Origin of the sequence: Pseudomonas guariconensis (assembly GCF_040822035.1) — a bacterium.
GTDB classification, from domain to species: Bacteria; Pseudomonadota; Gammaproteobacteria; order Pseudomonadales; family Pseudomonadaceae; genus Aquipseudomonas; species Aquipseudomonas guariconensis.
In genome coordinates, this window is record NZ_CP162012.1 from 1,724,119 (window position 1) to 1,738,879 (window position 14,761).

At 58.8% G+C, this 14,761-nt stretch carries 10 protein-coding genes and 1 other RNA gene; 8 read left to right on the forward strand and 3 right to left on the reverse strand.

Annotated elements, in window-relative coordinates:
• Window positions 1-921: 921 nt before the first annotated feature.
• Genes AB1N67_RS07835 through AB1N67_RS07845 form a run of 3 tightly spaced genes read left to right on the forward strand, consistent with a single transcriptional unit; the run spans window position 922 to window position 6,911 of the window.
• Window positions 922-2,481, forward strand: a complete 1,560-nt coding sequence (locus AB1N67_RS07835; RefSeq protein WP_367863650.1) for an N-6 DNA methylase — start codon at window positions 922-924, stop codon at window positions 2,479-2,481.
• On the forward strand, window positions 2,478-3,713 hold the full coding sequence (locus AB1N67_RS07840; RefSeq protein WP_367863651.1) for a restriction endonuclease subunit S: 1,236 nt from the start codon (window positions 2,478-2,480) through the stop codon (window positions 3,711-3,713). The genes AB1N67_RS07835 and AB1N67_RS07840 overlap by 4 nt, the downstream gene beginning before the upstream one ends.
• A 15-nt stretch (window positions 3,714-3,728) precedes the next feature.
• Entirely contained in the window at window positions 3,729-6,911 is a 3,183-nt protein-coding gene (locus AB1N67_RS07845; protein ID WP_367863652.1) for a type I restriction endonuclease subunit R, read from the forward strand.
• 51 nt (window positions 6,912-6,962) lie between these two features.
• Here the strand turns inward: AB1N67_RS07845 and AB1N67_RS07850 are convergent, their stop codons facing one another.
• Complete coding sequence (locus AB1N67_RS07850; RefSeq protein ID WP_367863653.1) at window positions 6,963-7,547, reverse strand: recombinase family protein; 585 nt, start codon at window positions 7,545-7,547, stop codon at window positions 6,963-6,965.
• Between the two features lie 595 nt (window positions 7,548-8,142).
• Here AB1N67_RS07850 and ffs point away from each other — a divergent pair.
• From ffs to AB1N67_RS07865, 3 genes are all read left to right on the forward strand, one after another.
• Window positions 8,143-8,239, forward strand: an RNA gene (ffs, locus tag AB1N67_RS07855) — signal recognition particle sRNA small type.
• Window positions 8,240-8,404: 165 nt separating this feature from the next.
• Window positions 8,405-8,815 carry a hypothetical protein gene (locus AB1N67_RS07860; RefSeq protein ID WP_043215541.1) on the forward strand — a complete coding sequence of 137 codons (411 nt, stop codon included), beginning with the start codon at window positions 8,405-8,407 and terminating at the stop codon, window positions 8,813-8,815.
• A gap of 17 nt (window positions 8,816-8,832) precedes the next feature.
• Complete coding sequence (locus AB1N67_RS07865; protein ID WP_367863654.1) at window positions 8,833-10,767, forward strand: hypothetical protein; 1,935 nt, start codon at window positions 8,833-8,835, stop codon at window positions 10,765-10,767.
• On the opposite strand, the gene AB1N67_RS07870 is transcribed toward AB1N67_RS07865, so the two are convergent.
• Window positions 10,761-11,165: a helix-turn-helix domain-containing protein gene (locus tag AB1N67_RS07870; RefSeq protein WP_043215544.1), complete on the reverse strand. Its 405-nt coding sequence runs from the start codon at window positions 11,163-11,165 to the stop codon at window positions 10,761-10,763. The two genes, AB1N67_RS07865 and AB1N67_RS07870, sit on opposite strands and share 7 nt — an antisense overlap.
• Before the next feature lie 83 nt (window positions 11,166-11,248).
• On the opposite strand from AB1N67_RS07870, the gene AB1N67_RS07875 reads away from it, so the two are divergent.
• The gene (locus AB1N67_RS07875; RefSeq protein WP_090346009.1) at window positions 11,249-11,743 is read left to right on the forward strand and encodes a DUF2938 domain-containing protein; all 495 of its coding nucleotides are present in this window, start codon (window positions 11,249-11,251) and stop codon (window positions 11,741-11,743) included.
• Window positions 11,744-11,746: 3 nt separating this feature from the next.
• Here AB1N67_RS07875 and AB1N67_RS07880 read toward each other — a convergent pair whose 3' ends face one another.
• Window positions 11,747-12,535, reverse strand: a complete 789-nt coding sequence (locus AB1N67_RS07880) for an ABC transporter substrate-binding protein (RefSeq protein WP_182941435.1) — start codon at window positions 12,533-12,535, stop codon at window positions 11,747-11,749.
• A 131-nt stretch (window positions 12,536-12,666) separates the two neighbouring features.
• Here AB1N67_RS07880 and dnaX point away from each other — a divergent pair, with 131 nt between their 5' ends.
• On the forward strand, window positions 12,667-14,739 hold the full coding sequence (dnaX, locus tag AB1N67_RS07885; protein WP_367863655.1) for a DNA polymerase III subunit gamma/tau: 2,073 nt from the start codon (window positions 12,667-12,669) through the stop codon (window positions 14,737-14,739).
• Window positions 14,740-14,761 lie beyond the last annotated feature (22 nt).

Here is a 14,761-nt window from a genome sequence, read left to right on the forward strand (position 1 = left end):
GACTGGCCCAGGAGTTCCCCGGTGCCTGGAAGCCATCCATGGGCCAAAGCCTGGGCAGCAGTGGTTGCCTAGGTCGCTACTGTGCTGAGGCCAGGGCTGATGGATGACAGAGGCAAATGGGGAAGCCCCTGGGCGGAGTCATCTGGAGGTACATGAAGATGAGCAGGAGGTGGTCTGGCAGAGGGTATTGGGCTTCCTGACAACCACTGACGGGGATGATCACTGACAACATCGTCATCGGTGATCATCGATCCTGTGTCAGCAGAGTTGGGGAGGCATCAAGAGCAACTTGCGGTGCAGCTTGAAGAGCACCTGCCAGTGTCCTCCGCAAGACAGGCTTGATGCTGTCTCATGGCTTCGTTCTTCATTGATGGAATGATGGTAATGACCATGGATAGAGGACAGCTCAAAGACACTCTTAGAGTGGCTTCGCCATCCACCGCTACACCCCGCGAGTCATCGCAGGTAGCCAGCCTCGACTGAGTGCCATCACCTCTCAGCCAGCTATGTCAGGTTCGTCATCACCCGTGACTGCTGGCCGATCTGTCGGGGCAGTGAGAGGGGCTGTACGCCTGAAGCTCAAAGTAGCAGTAGGTACTCGGCGGTCGCCTCGCTGGGCTGTTGCCTTTCCCTGGCTCGATCAGCTCCTCCGGCGGTTTGCGGCGGTGAAGATCGAGCGTCATGGTTGAAGATCGAACGTGCGAGATTACGCGTTCTTTCCTCCATAACTGTGTGTTAATCGATCTTCGTCGAACGTGCTGCGATCTTGCTGATATGGCATTGGTGGCAAGTTGGCTGCTCCTCGTTGGTAGCAGAGCACGTGATGGCACTCTGGTCTGCTCCGGTTATAGCCATGCGTTTGATCAGCTCTCGTCTGTAGTAAGCTCTCGGCATTTCTGTATTGCTGCGTGGAGATGTGCCTTGGTCACTGGAGATGTAGAGAAGCGTTTGTGGGCTGTAGCTGACCAGCTATGGGCCAACACGGGGTTGAGGCCGGGGGAGTTCTCGGTGCCTGTCCTAGGGCTGATCTTCCTGCGATATGCCGAGAAGATCTACGCCGCTGCCGAAAAGAAGCTGGGGCCGATTGGCTCTGGTGGACGCCGCAAGGTCAGCAAAGATGACTATCTGGCCGAGGGCGTGATCTTCCTTCCAGAGAAGGCCCGCTTCTCCTATCTGCAGACCCTCACCGAGGGCGATGTCATCGGTTTGGCTATCAACGAAGCCATGAAGGCCGTTGAGGAAGAGAACGTCGACCTCAAAGGCGCTCTGCCTCGCAACTACGTCCAGCTTGGCAACAAGGTGCTGCTGGAGCTGATCAAGCTGCTTGGCCCGGTGGATCTCAGTGGGGATGCTTTCGGCAAAGTCTATGAGTACTTCCTGGGTAACTTCGCGCTGAAGGAAGGCCAGAAAGGCGGGGTCTTCTACACCCCCGAGTCCATCGTGAAGCTGATCGTCGAGATCATCGAGCCGTTCCATGGGCGGATCTTCGACCCGGCTTGTGGATCTGGGGGCATGTTCGCCCAGTCGGCTGACTTCGTGAAACGCCACCACAAGACGGCGATGGAAGAAATCTCCATCTTCGGCACCGAGAAAGAGCAGGTCACGGTCAATCTGAACAAGATGAACCTGGCTGTGCATGGCCTGTCGGGTGATGTGCGTATCGCCAACACCTACTACGAAGACCCGCATGAGGCCGTTACTCGTGATGGTGGGCGCTTCGACTTCGTTATGGCCAATCCACCGTTCAACGTATCCGGTGTCGATAAGGAGCGCCTTGAAGGCGACCTGCGGTTCCCGTTCGGTGTGCCCAAGACCGACAATGCCAACTACCTCTGGATACAGCTTTTCTACGCATCGCTGAACAATAGCGGTCGCGCTGGTTTCGTGATGGCGAACTCGGCAGGTGATGCCCGAGGTAGCGAACAGGTGATCCGGCAGAAACTGATTGAGAGCGGCGCAGTCGATGTGATCGTTTCGGTTGGCTCGAACTTCTTCTACACCGTGACTCTACCTTGCACCCTGTGGTTCTTTGACCGGGCGAAAGAGCGTGATGCGGAGCGCGCAGACAAGGTTCTGTTTATCGATGCTCGTCACATCTACCGGCAGATTGACAGGGCTCACCGTGACTGGCTGCCTGAGCAGGTCGAGTTCATTGCCAATATCGTACGGTTGTACCGAGGGCAAGTGCCCGAGTTGGAGCAGGGCAGTGCTGAGTTGCTTGCTGAGCGAGGGCTGAGTGATGGCTATCTGGACGTTCCAGGGCTCTGCAAGGTTGCCACCAGAGAAGAGATCGAGGCGCAGGGGTGGTCGCTGAACCCTGGGCGATACGTGGGTGCAGCGACTAGAGAGATTGATGACGTGGACTTCGCAGTTCGGCTGGAGGAACTGGTCGAGGAGCTGGAGGTACTCAACTCCGAAGCGGCAGAGCTTGAGGCGGTTATTGCTCAGAGCATTGCGGCAGTTCTTGAGGCGTCAGCATGAATCAGACGTCCATGATTAGATTCGGCGAATGTTTCCGAGTAAAACATGGCTATGCATTCAAGGGGGAGCATTTTGTAAAATCCGGCAATTATGTGGTGCTTACCCCTGGAAACTTCAGAGAGCATGGCGGACTGAAATCACAAGGAGAAAAAGAGAAGTACTACTCTGCAACCCCTCCAGATGAGTACATCCTCTCTGCGGGGGATTTACTCATAGTTATGACCGATCTCACACAAGAAGCAAGAATTCTTGGTAGCCCAGCAATAATTCCGCGCAATGATAAGTACCTGCACAACCAAAGACTTGGATTAGTCACACAGCTAGACCAAGAAAAGCTAACAAAAGAGTACCTATACTACTTACTGAACTGGTCTTTCGTAAGAGATCAGATCAAGGCTACAGCCACCGGCTCAACCGTTAGGCATACAGCACCTGACAGAATTCATGCTGTTCAGGTTTCTTTGCCTTCACTTGATACTCAGCGCTGTATCGTATCGATTCTCTCCGCCTACGACGACCTTATCGAAAACAACACGCGCCGCATCGAGATCCTCGAAGAAATGGCGCGGCGGTTGTACGAGGAGTGGTTCGTTCAGTTCCGCTTTCCGGGGCATGAGGGAGTGGAGTTCAAAGAGAGTGAGCTTGGGCTGATTCCTGAAGGTTGGGGCATACAACCTCTCTACGATGTTGCGGAAGTGACCTATGGCCATCCGTTTAAAGCTAGCCAATTTAATGAGGATGGTGTTGGCCTGGGTATCGTTCGCATCAGGGATATCAAAGCTGGCGAGGTAAAGACTTACACATCTGAAGAAGGTAAGCCGAAGCATCTTATCGAAAATGGCGACATACTGATTGGTATGGATGGTCAGTTCCATATGGGGAAGTGGGCTGGAGGACAGGCATGGCTAGTTCAGCGTGTTGCGAGATTTCGTCCCATACAGGTCGGTCGTTACTTTCTTTTTCTTTCTCTCGAAAGGCCGATCAAACACCTTGAGAACACTATTGTTGGAACTACAGTTGCCCACCTTAGTGCGAAGGACTTGCAGAAGCTGCATGTTGTGGTGCCTGAGAAAGCGGTGCTAGATGCTGCGTCATCATTTCTTGAGCCGCTTTATGATCTGGAAATGAAGTTGCGCCGTAAGAACGCTAACCTCCGAGCGCAGCGTGATCTTCTGATTCCCAAGCTAATCTCCGGTGAGATCGACGTATCCGATATCCCCATGCCGACCTAAAAGGAGTTCAGGCGCATGAGTCCAGCAGCACCACATTCGCACGACTATTCCGAGGACACGCTGGTCGAGCAGCCAGCCATCGCGCTGTTCGAGTCTCTCGGTTGGGAAACTGGGAACCTCTACGCAGAGTGGACAGGTAGTTCCTCCAGCGAAGGTCGACAGACCCAGCAGGATGTGGTGCTGGAGGGGCGTTTGCGGGCTGCACTCAGCAAGCTCAATCCTGATCTGCCCAACGAGGCCATCGATCTGGTGGTCGAGGAGTTGGCACGAGATCGCTCCAAGCTGCTGCCGGTCAACGCCAATCAGGAAGTCTACCGGCTGCTGAAGGATGGGGTGCCTGTCTCGGTCACCGATGAGCACGGGCATAACACGCTCAAGGTGGCCAAGGTCATCGACTGGGGCAATGTCGAGGAGAACGACTTCTTCCTCGCCTCCCAGTTCTGGGTGAAAGGGGATTACCACACCCGGCGCACCGACCTGCTGGGTTTCGTGAACGGTATTCCGCTGTTGTTCGTTGAGCTGAAGGCAACGCACAAGACGCTCAAGGCCGCCTACGACGACAACCTCACCGACTACCGCACGGTCATCCCGCAGCTCTTCACCTACAACGGCGCACTGATGCTATCGAACGGATCCCAGACCGTGGTGGGAAGCACCTTCTCGCCGTGGGAGCATCTGTTCGAGTGGAAGCGGATCAACGATGAAGGTGAGAAGGGCGTTGTCTCCCTGGAGACCGCGATCAGAGGCATCGGTGAGCCTTCCAGGCTGCTGGATATCGTCGAGAACTTCACCGTGTTCGAGGATGTGGCTGGGGGCGTGATCAAGAAGATCGCCAAGAACCACCAGTACTTGGGGGTCAATAAGGCCATCGCTGAGGTCTGGCGAACCAAGGATCGCCCCAAGGATCAGGCCGGGCGGCTTGGCGTCTTCTGGCACACCCAAGGCTCAGGCAAGTCTCTGTCGATGGTCTTCTTCGCTCAGAAGATCCTTCGCAAGATCCCAGGCAACTGGACGTTCGTGATCGTCACCGACCGCAACGAACTGGACGAGCAAATCTACAAGACCTTCGCTGCCACAGGCGCGGTGGGTGAGGTCGAGGCTCATGCCACCAGCGGCGCTCACCTCAAGCAGTTGCTCAGTGAAGACCACCGCTACGTCTTCACGTTGATCCAGAAGTTCGGCACGAAGAAAGGCGAGGTCTACCCGCAGCTCTCTGACCGCCAGGACATCATCGTCATCACCGACGAAGCTCACCGTTCCCAGTACGACACGCTGGCCATGAACATGAGGACGGCACTCCCCAATGCCGCCTTCCTGGGCTTCACCGGGACGCCACTGATGGCTGGCGAGGAGAAGACCAAAGAGGTCTTCGGTGACTACATCTCGGTCTATGACTTCGGCCAGTCCATCGCTGACGGTGCCACGGTTCCCCTGTATTACGAGAACCGCATTCCCGAGATGCAGCTCATCAATGAGAACCTCAACGAGGACATGGCGGCGCTACTCGAAGAGGCCGAGCTGGACGAGGAGCAGGAGCGCAAGGTTGAGCAGGTCTTCGCCCGTGAGTACCACCTGATCACCCGAGAGGATCGCCTTGAGGCTATCGCCAAGGATCTGGTGAACCACTTCGTTGGTCGTGGTTACCAGGGTAAGGCCATGCTGGTGTGCATCGACAAGGCCACCGCCGTCCGCATGTACAACAAGGTTCAGGATCACTGGAAGACGTATCTGGCTGAACTGAAAGCTCAGCTCGCAAAGGCTCCCAAGGAGCAGCAGGAAGAGCTACAGCACAAGATCCAGGTGATGACATCGACCGACATGGCGGTGGTTGTCTCCCAAGGTCAGAATGAGGTGAAGGAGCTAGCCGACAAAGGGCTGGACATCATCCCACACCGTAAGCGCATGAATGAGGAGAACCTGGGCGAGAAGTTCAAGGATTCCAAGGATCCTCTGCGGTTGGTCTTCGTGTGTGCCATGTGGATCACCGGCTTTGATGTACCGTCTTGCTCGACCATCTACCTCGACAAGCCGATGAAGAATCACACCCTGATGCAGACCATTGCTCGGGCCAACCGGAAGTATCCGGGCAAGGAGGCGGGGCTGATCGTCGACTATGTGGGGGTCTTCCGTAAGCTGCAGGAAGCCTTGGCGATCTACGGTGGGGCTTCTTCTGGCGAAGGGGGGGAGGGTGAGCCAATCAAGAACAAGGCCGAGCTGGTCGAGTACTTGAAGCACCTGCTTGCCAGGGGGATCTCGTTCCTGTCCGAGCATGGTGTGAATGCCCAGGCCATCAAGGATGCTCAAGGCTTCGAGAAGGTGGCCAAGCTGGATGATGCGGTTGAGCAACTCATTGCCAATGAGGAAACCAAGAACAGCTTCATGAGTCAGGCCCGGATTGTGTCTCGGGTCTACCGAGCGATTCTTCCCGATCCTGATGCCAATGAGCTTGCTCCTGATGCTGTGCTGATCTCCGTGATTGCCCAGAAGATCAAGGCACTGGCCCCTCCTGTCGACATCTCCGAGGTGATGCAGCAGGTCGAGGAATTGCTGGATCGCTCCATCGCTCCGGTGCCTTACATCATCAAGGAAGACGACGATCAGCCACTACATGACCTCAGCCAGATTGACTTCGAGAAGCTCAAGGAGAAGTTCAATCAGGGGCGCAAACGCACCGAGGCCGAGAAGCTCCGGGCCTTGCTGAGCATGAAACTGGAAACCATGCTGACCGAGAACCCCACTCGCAAGGACTTCATGGAGAAGTTCCAGAAGCTGATCGACGCCTACAACTCTGGCAGCCTGAACATCGAGGTGTTCTTCAAGGAGCTGGTGGATCTGACTGCTGATCTGCAGGTCGAGGATCAACGAGCTATCCGCGAGAACCTCTCCGAGGAAGAGCTGGCTCTGTTCGACATCCTGACCAAGCCAGTGCCTGAACTTGCAGATAAGGAAAGGGCGCAGGTGAAGAAGGTCTGCAAGGAGCTTCTGGAGACACTGAAGGCCGAGAAGCTGGTGCTCGACTGGCGCAAGAAAGACCGGGCCAGAAGTGATGTGCGGCGTACTCTGGAGATCGTCTTCGACCGGGGCTTGCCTGAGAGCTACGACGAGGGGATCTACAACGAGAAGTGCGAGCTGGCCTTCCACCACATCTTCACGAGCTACTACGGGGCTGGTGAGAGCGTGTACTCGGCCATGCGGTAACGGCGCGTTGGGGGAGCAAAAAATAATGCACCCCCAAACCCACAACCTCGTCTACACGGCTGCCGCTTGTGGCACTCGCAGCACCCTGCAAGCCCGCTTCACGGCAGCAGTCGAGATCCCCCAGTGCTTGGCGGTATCTGCAATGCTGGCCTCGTTCTCCTTCCTCCAGATCGCCACGGCCTGATCATCGATCACCTTCGGCGCCCCCAGCTTCTTGCCCTGTGCCCTGGCTCGCTCGATCCCGGCCATCTGGCGGGCTTTGATGTTGGCTCGCTCCAGTTCAGCTACGGCAGCCAGCATGGTGAGCATGGCTTTGCCGACTGGGCTGGAGAGGTCGAAGCCTTCGCGCATCGATACCACGGTTACGCCCTTGGCTTTCAGGGCTTCCACTGTTTCCAGCACGTCGATGGTATCCCTGCCCAGGCGGTCGATGGCAGCGACCACTACGGTATCTCCCTTCCTGGCATAGGCGTGGAGTGCCTTGAAGCCCTCCCGTTGCAGCGCCTTCGTGGCGCCGCTGGTGGCTTCATCGGAGAACCACTCACTCACATTGAAGCGTTGGCTGATGGCGTGGCGCTGGGCCTCGGTTGTTTGGTCGTCGGTGCTGACTCGGACGTAGGCGATGGTGGCGGTCATGGCTAATAGCTCCTTGAGCGCTAGGTGGATCACAAAGCTGGCTCAAGATGCTATTGGGTGGATCGGTAGAAATCAACAGTTCTGATCCATGTGAAGATCGCAGCGCTTCGTTTGGCTCAAGCTGGCTCGGAAGGTACACCTTCTGAGCCGCCCCCTTAGTACGCACGGGAACCCATCTCGCGGTCTTGCGGGCTGATCTGTCCTTCCATCGAGACCTCTGGCCAGAGCGCGGTACTCGTTCACCTGGAAGTGAGATCGAGGCCCGTGGGTGGTCGTCGTGCCCCGGCTCACCCTCGCTGTCGACAGGGAAGCCTGAGCATCGTGTTTGATCGGGGAGGGGGTGCCCTGTTTTTTCAGGCGAGGAGGGGTGGGTACCGGGGGGAATCGAGTGGGACGGCTCGATGGATAGGGGCTCGCATTTTTTGCAAAAAATGGCCGGTGGGGTGTGGCCAAGTGATCCAAAAGGGATCCAGAAGTGATCCGAAACGGTGATCCAAAGCGCTCCCAAAGGCTCATGCCAGCGCTATAGAATGTGGTCTCCGATTGATAGTCGTGCGACGAGCAGAAAACGCTAGAAGTCAGGAATGGCGAGGCTTTCAGGCCTTCCCGCAACGATTACCCGTTAACCTGGTCAGGCCCGGAAGGGAGCAGCCATAGCGGGAACATCGTGTGCCGGGGTGTGGCTGGTGGGGCCGCCTCCATTTCTGGCGTCCGCCAAGCGATTCACCTGTCTCTCCTACCTCTCTCCCTGCGCCAGAATTCAACGTCTGGTAATACCGCGCGTCTTTCTCCCGCCCCTGCGAGCGCCTTATCATGCAAGGCATTCCGTTCGCTGTTTCACCTCCTGAGGTACGCCCATGGATCACCTAGATGACCAGACCCGCCACAAGATCCGTGATTGGCAAATCCGTCGCCTGGAAATCAAGGACCTGATGGCTGCCCATCCCGAGCGGGTTCTGGAGCTGTCGAGGGTGCTCGACCAGATGGAAGAGGAGCATGAGCGCATCCTCGGCGAGGCCGAAGTCATTGCAAACACTGATCAGGGCGTCGTCGCTCAAGGGGCTTTGGGTTTTGAGCTCAAGGTTTCGGCTGGTAGCGCCCGGGACCTGCGCAAGCTGCTGGAAATGGCAATCTATGAACTCGACGGCATGCTGGAAGCCGGCCTCCCAGAAGCACGAAGCTATCCGGGCGGCATGTCGGGCAGCCTTGGGACGTACGAGTACACCCTGACAGTGGCCGAGGCCGACGGGCCTTGCCGCGTTGAATGATTTTCCCGTGAGCGCGTATGCAACCTGAACACTACGATTTCACCAACCCCGTGTTCCTGCCGGTCTCCCTGGAGACCTGCCAGGGGTTGCTCGATGCCCAGGATCACAGCGCGCTCGATGCGCTGGGCGATGCGCAGTTGGCAGCGGTATTGGTTATCCAGAATCTTGTCGAGGCCAAGGGGCAGGTGCTCGATCCCTCTGCAACCGAAAAGGTACTGGCCAGGCTGTTGGCCTGGTCGGTCGATGTTCGCCATTCACCTGGGATAGGGCTGTTGTCGGAAGCGCGGCGGTTGTTCGATGCGCGAAAACTGTACTTCGGGCTGGAGCTCATCAAAGGCTCGAAGCTGCATTTGCTGATGGCTGACGAAGTGGCGGCCGGCGAGTACCTGTTACCTGATGGCAAGTGGGATTTCGAGTTCAAGATCCGCCGCCACCAGCGCAACAATCCGTTTCGTCAGCAAGCGATCACCAGGTTCGACAGGGAGCGCTGGCTCACCGCCGAGCAGGACAAGCTGGTCAGGATAGTGCGGGCCAATCCGGACGAGGACTTGCACGTTCAAGGCTATGCGGGTATCGGCAAGAGCTATTTGCTCGGGGCATTGATGGACTGCCTGCCCGCGGGGAGCGTGCTGCCGCTGGCGCGTACCTCCGGCAAATTGCACGCGCTGCGGCGGCGCCTGGGTGTCGCTGCCGATAGCAAGCGAGGCAAGACGTTTGGCGAATTCGCCCATGAGTTGTTGCAGGGCTCGCGACGCGCTCCTGCCAAGGCCGTGAGGGTTCCGCGCAAACGTGCCTTGGCCGAGGAACTGGGCATTCTCGGTTTTCGCCAGTACGGACCGGAGAAAACGCTGGAGATCTGCCTTGAGCTGCTGAAGAACTACTGCGAGTCCTGGGACTACAGCATCACTGCCCGGCACCTGCCCTATTTCGAACACCCGCTGTCCAACCTCGACAGTCGGGTACTGCTGGAATATTCAAGCCGGCTGTGGACCTACCTCCAGGCTAATCCTGCCTGGGACAGCCACACGGGATTCCTGGCACTGTTGCTGATCAAGCGTGCAAGCCTTGCCGGTTGCAGTGTGCCGGCCCGCTATGGCCACGTGATCATCGACGAGAGCCAGGACGTGCCGGCGTCCTTGTTGCAGATCATCGAGCGTGGCCGTCAGGTCCTGATTACCCTTGGCGATGAGTACCAGCGCGCCTGGGGGCCGGGACTGCGCAGGCAGCGCGAGGTGCGTCAGCGCGATATCGCCTTCTCCGTGCGTAGCGGTCCTCAGGTCGAGCGCTTGATCAACCCGCTGATCAGCGTGCATTCGCAAAAGTCCAAGCTGGCATTCGAGGGCGCGGGTAGCGCCGAGGTCGGCGTGGAGTTCTATCCAGAAGGCTTTGTGCCGCCGGAGGGCTGCGTGGTGTTGACCGCATCCCACTGGGACGCGATGAAATGGGCGATGGAACTGGCCGGCAAGCATTACGCAATCACCTTTGCCGAGCAGATGAACCTGCAGGGCTTCATGGAAACCGCGATCAGGTTGTTCAGGGGAGAGCAGGATAGTGACGAGTCGCATCCGTCCTTCGCTCACTCCACGGATTGGCGGCAGGTTCGCGAAATCCATCAGCACGATGCTGCATTCGTCTGGGTCGAGGCCAGGCTGCAGGAAGGCTTCCGTATCGCTGAGCTGAACAAGGTCAAGGCTCGGGTGACCGGCCAGCCCGGCAGCGTTCTGTTGATGCTGGCCGAGGATGCGGGAGGGTTGGAGTTCGAGCGCGTGCTGTTGACGCCGGAGCTGATGAGCACCGACCCCTTCAAGGACGCCTATGCGTTCGATGCTCGGGTCTGTGCAGTGTACATCGCACTTTCGCGGGCGCGGCGTCAGCTTTACCTGCCCTATGAGGTAGAGGAATGGGTGGCCTACCATAAGAGCCAACCGTTCCGGGAATCGCACGGTTACTGAGGCTTGGCCTGCTTTTTCGCTCGTGTACTGGCGGCGGCAAGCTTCAGCAGTCGCTGAAACGTCGGGCAGTTCAGGTGATCCTCTTCAGGACATGCCGCCGCATGGCGAAGGCCTTTGCTCATCGCTTGCAGGCGCTTGATTCGTTGATCCAGCTCGTCGGCCTTGTCTCGCAGCATCTGTCGATCGACTTGCTGCTCCACCAACATCGCCCCCACTTCATCCAGTGAAAATCCTGCAGCCTGGCCTAGGGCGATCAACCCCAGCCGCTGGGCGATATCGGCAGGGAATTGTCGGCGCTCGCCCTGCCTGGACAGCGACCTGATCAGACCTTTCTTGGCGTAGTAGCGCAGTGTCGAGGCCGGTACCCCTGTGCGCCTGGCCACATCGGCGATGTCCATTTGTGCATCCCTTGACTTGAAGTTGACTTCAACTTCTATGCTGCGCGGCATGGAATTTTCCGTCAATGCCAGAGGGCGTTCGTATGTCTGCCACAACTGCTTTCCTAAGTACTTTGTCGATCGGCATCGGCGCCACGCTGGTCATGGACCTGTGGACGTTGATGCTCAAGCGTATAGGCGTTGCCACCTTGAACTATGCGATGGTCGGACGTTGGGTAGGCCATATGGGACATGGGCATCTGCGCCATGAAGCAATCGCCAAGGCCGCGCCCATTAGGCACGAACGCGCACTGGGCTGGCTCATGCACTACGCCACCGGCCTCGCCTTTGCAGCATTGCTGGTGAGTTTGGCAGGGGAGGCGTGGCTGAGCTCGCCAACACTCTGGCCGGCCCTGGCTTTCGGCTTGTGCTCGGTCGTGGCACCGCTTTGTTTCATGCAGCCTGCCTTGGGGGCAGGCTTCTTTGCGTCGCGTACGCCCAAGCCGCTGGTCAGCTGCCTGCGCAGCGTCGCGACGCATATGGTGTTCGGGGTGGGGTTGTTCTTGAGTGCGATGCTGGTGCAGGCGGGCCCGTGGTGAGGGTCAGCGATCGAGAATCTGGGACGATGTCACTGTCTGCGAGCTGACCGGCCGTGTGGGCGGGGTGCTGTAGCGCTGCAGAATCCGCTCGATCTGCCCTGACTGCTTCATGTGTGCCAGGGCGTTGAGCACCGCCTGGGTGGGGACTGTCGGGTCATTGCGCACGATACAACGCAAGTCCTGCTCCTCCAGTACGGCAAGGGCCTGTAATTGTTGCGCCGGGGGCAGTGTGCGATTGAACCATAGCAGTGAGAATTCATTGCTCACGGCATGGCGGTAGCGGCCTGCCTGGAGCTTTTGCAAGACGAGAACCTGATTGCGACTGTCTTCGCGACGTAACCGACCTTGGTCAAACAATGCGTCCAGTGCGGGGTAGCGATAGCCTAGGACTGTGCCAACGGCCTGAGTCGGCAGTTGTTCAAGGCGGGTAGGAGCGTACTGGCCGGGGCTCCCGACCAGCAGGTCACGCTGGTGAAGGAGAGGTACACTCCACAGGAACTTGTCGAAGCGGTTGTCGAACCACGCCGGGGTCACATGGCAGCGTACATCGACTTCGTCCGCGTCCATCGCCTGTTGCACCCGCAGGCGTGCCATGACGTGATATTCCGCCCGTGTGCCTGTCTCCCGGGCCAGTGTCTGCATCAGATCGAACAGGATGCCCTCCACCGGCTGGTCCTGTTCGATGCGGATCAGCGGCATGCTCCAGCTTTCGGCGACGGAGAATCGCAGCACTGGCTGCTCGGCCAGGGCGTTGCCGGCCCAGAGCATGAGGATGAGCAGGGCTTTGTGCACGTCAATCCTCCTTGATCGCTGCCAATGCGTGCGTTTGTCCTTAGCTTAGACGAGTTCGGCAGGGTGCAATTTTGCCCCCGCTCCGCTAGCATTAGCGATCTTCCGCTTGTTCAGGTTGCGATGGTTTTTTGATGAGTTATCAGGTTCTTGCACGTAAATGGCGCCCGCGCTCGTTCCGCGAAATGGTCGGCCAGGCCCATGTGCTCAAGGCTTTGATCAACGCCCTGGACAACCAGCGCCTGCACCATGCCTATCTATTCACCGGTACGCGCGGCGTGGGCAAGACCACGATCGCGCGGATCATCGCCAAGTGCCTGAACTGCGAAACCGGTATTACCTCAACACCCTGCGGTACCTGTTCGGTCTGCCGAGAGATCGACGAGGGGCGCTTCGTCGACCTGATCGAGATCGACGCGGCGAGCCGGACCAAGGTCGAGGACACCCGTGAACTGCTCGACAACGTGCAGTACGCGCCGAGCCGTGGGCGTTTCAAGGTCTATCTGATCGACGAAGTGCACATGCTTTCCACCCACTCGTTCAACGCCCTGTTGAAGACGCTGGAAGAGCCTCCGCCTTACGTCAAGTTCATCCTCGCGACCACCGATCCGCAGAAGCTTCCGGCGACCATCCTGTCTCGTTGCCTGCAGTTCTCGTTGAAGAACATGAGCCCGGAGCGGGTGGTGGAGCATCTGAGCCATGTCCTGGCTGCCGAAAACGTACCGTTCGAGGAGGATGCCCTGTGGCTGCTCGGCCGTGCGGCTGATGGCTCCATGCGCGACGCCATGAGCCTGACCGACCAGGCCATCGCTTTCGGTGAGGGCAAGGTGCTGGCCGCCGATGTCCGGGCAATGCTCGGCACCCTCGACCATGGTCAGGTGTATGGCGTACTCCAGGCGCTGCTGGAAGGCGATGCGCGGGCGCTACTGGAGGCCGTGCGCAATCTCGCCGAACAGGGGCCGGACTGGAACGGCGTGCTGGCCGAGATGCTCAATGTGCTTCACCGGGTCGCGATCGCCCAGGCGCTGCCAGAGGCCGTGGACAACGGCCAGGGCGATCGTGACCGCGTGCTGGCCCTGGCCTCGGCATTGCCGGCCGAGGATGTGCAGTTCTATTACCAGATGGGCCTGATCGGTCGACGGGACCTGCCGTTGGCGCCGGATCCGCGGGGCGGATTCGAGATGGTCCTGTTACGCATGCTGGCTTTCCGCCCGGCGGATGCCGAAGATGCGCCGAAGCCGGTACTAAAGCCGGTGGGGATCAGCCAGGCCACAGCTGATCCGGCAAAACCGGTGGCAGCCGCGACGCCTGTCGTCGAGCCGCCTGTCGCGAGTGTTCCCGAGCAATCCGAGACGCCGGCCCAGGCAGCTGTTGCTGCTGAGCCAGCGGCTGTGCCGCCGGTCGAACCACCGTCAGCGGTTGTCGACCCGGTACCTGCGCCCGAGCCCGAGCGACAAGTCGAGGTAGCTGCGCCGGAGCCGGATGTGGTGGTGGAGGACGTCATCGACCTGCCGTGGGAAGTCCCCGTCGCGTCACCTGCGCCCGACGTCTCGCCCGCGCCGCAGGCTCAGCCTGTTCCGGTGTCCAGTCAGAGCCCAAGCCATGACGAGCCGCCTTTCGATCCGTCAGCCTACGGCTCGGCAGGCATGGACCGCGACGACGAACCGCCGCTCGATGAGGATTACTACACGCCTGACAGCGATCCGGCAGGTTTCAGCTACCTGGACGAATTGGCCGAGCATGTGCACGAAGCCGAGCCGGCGAAGGCGCCGGAGCCTCTGCCAGCGGCCAAGCCGGCCACGGGCTTGGCTCTGCAATGGCTGGAATTATTCCCACAGTTGCCTGTCTCCGGTATGACAGGCAACATCGCCGCAAACTGTACGCTGATTGCCGCTGATGGTGACGATTGGCTGCTGCATCTGGACCCGGGGCAGGGCGCGCTGTTCAATACGACCCAGCAGCGCCGGCTGAACGATGCGCTGAATCAGCACTTGGGACGAACCCTGCGACTGAAGATCGAACTGATCCGCCCCGAGCAGGAAACTCCGGCCCAGGCTGCTGCGCGCAAGCGTGCAGAGCGCCAGCGCGAGGCTGAGGTATCGATCGAGCAGGACCCACTCATCCAGCAGATGATCAGGCAGTTCGGTGCGACGGTACGACAGGATACTATTGAGCCTGTGCAAGCCCTGGTCAGCCAGGGCGAATGAACGGATAACCATGCGCCCGGTA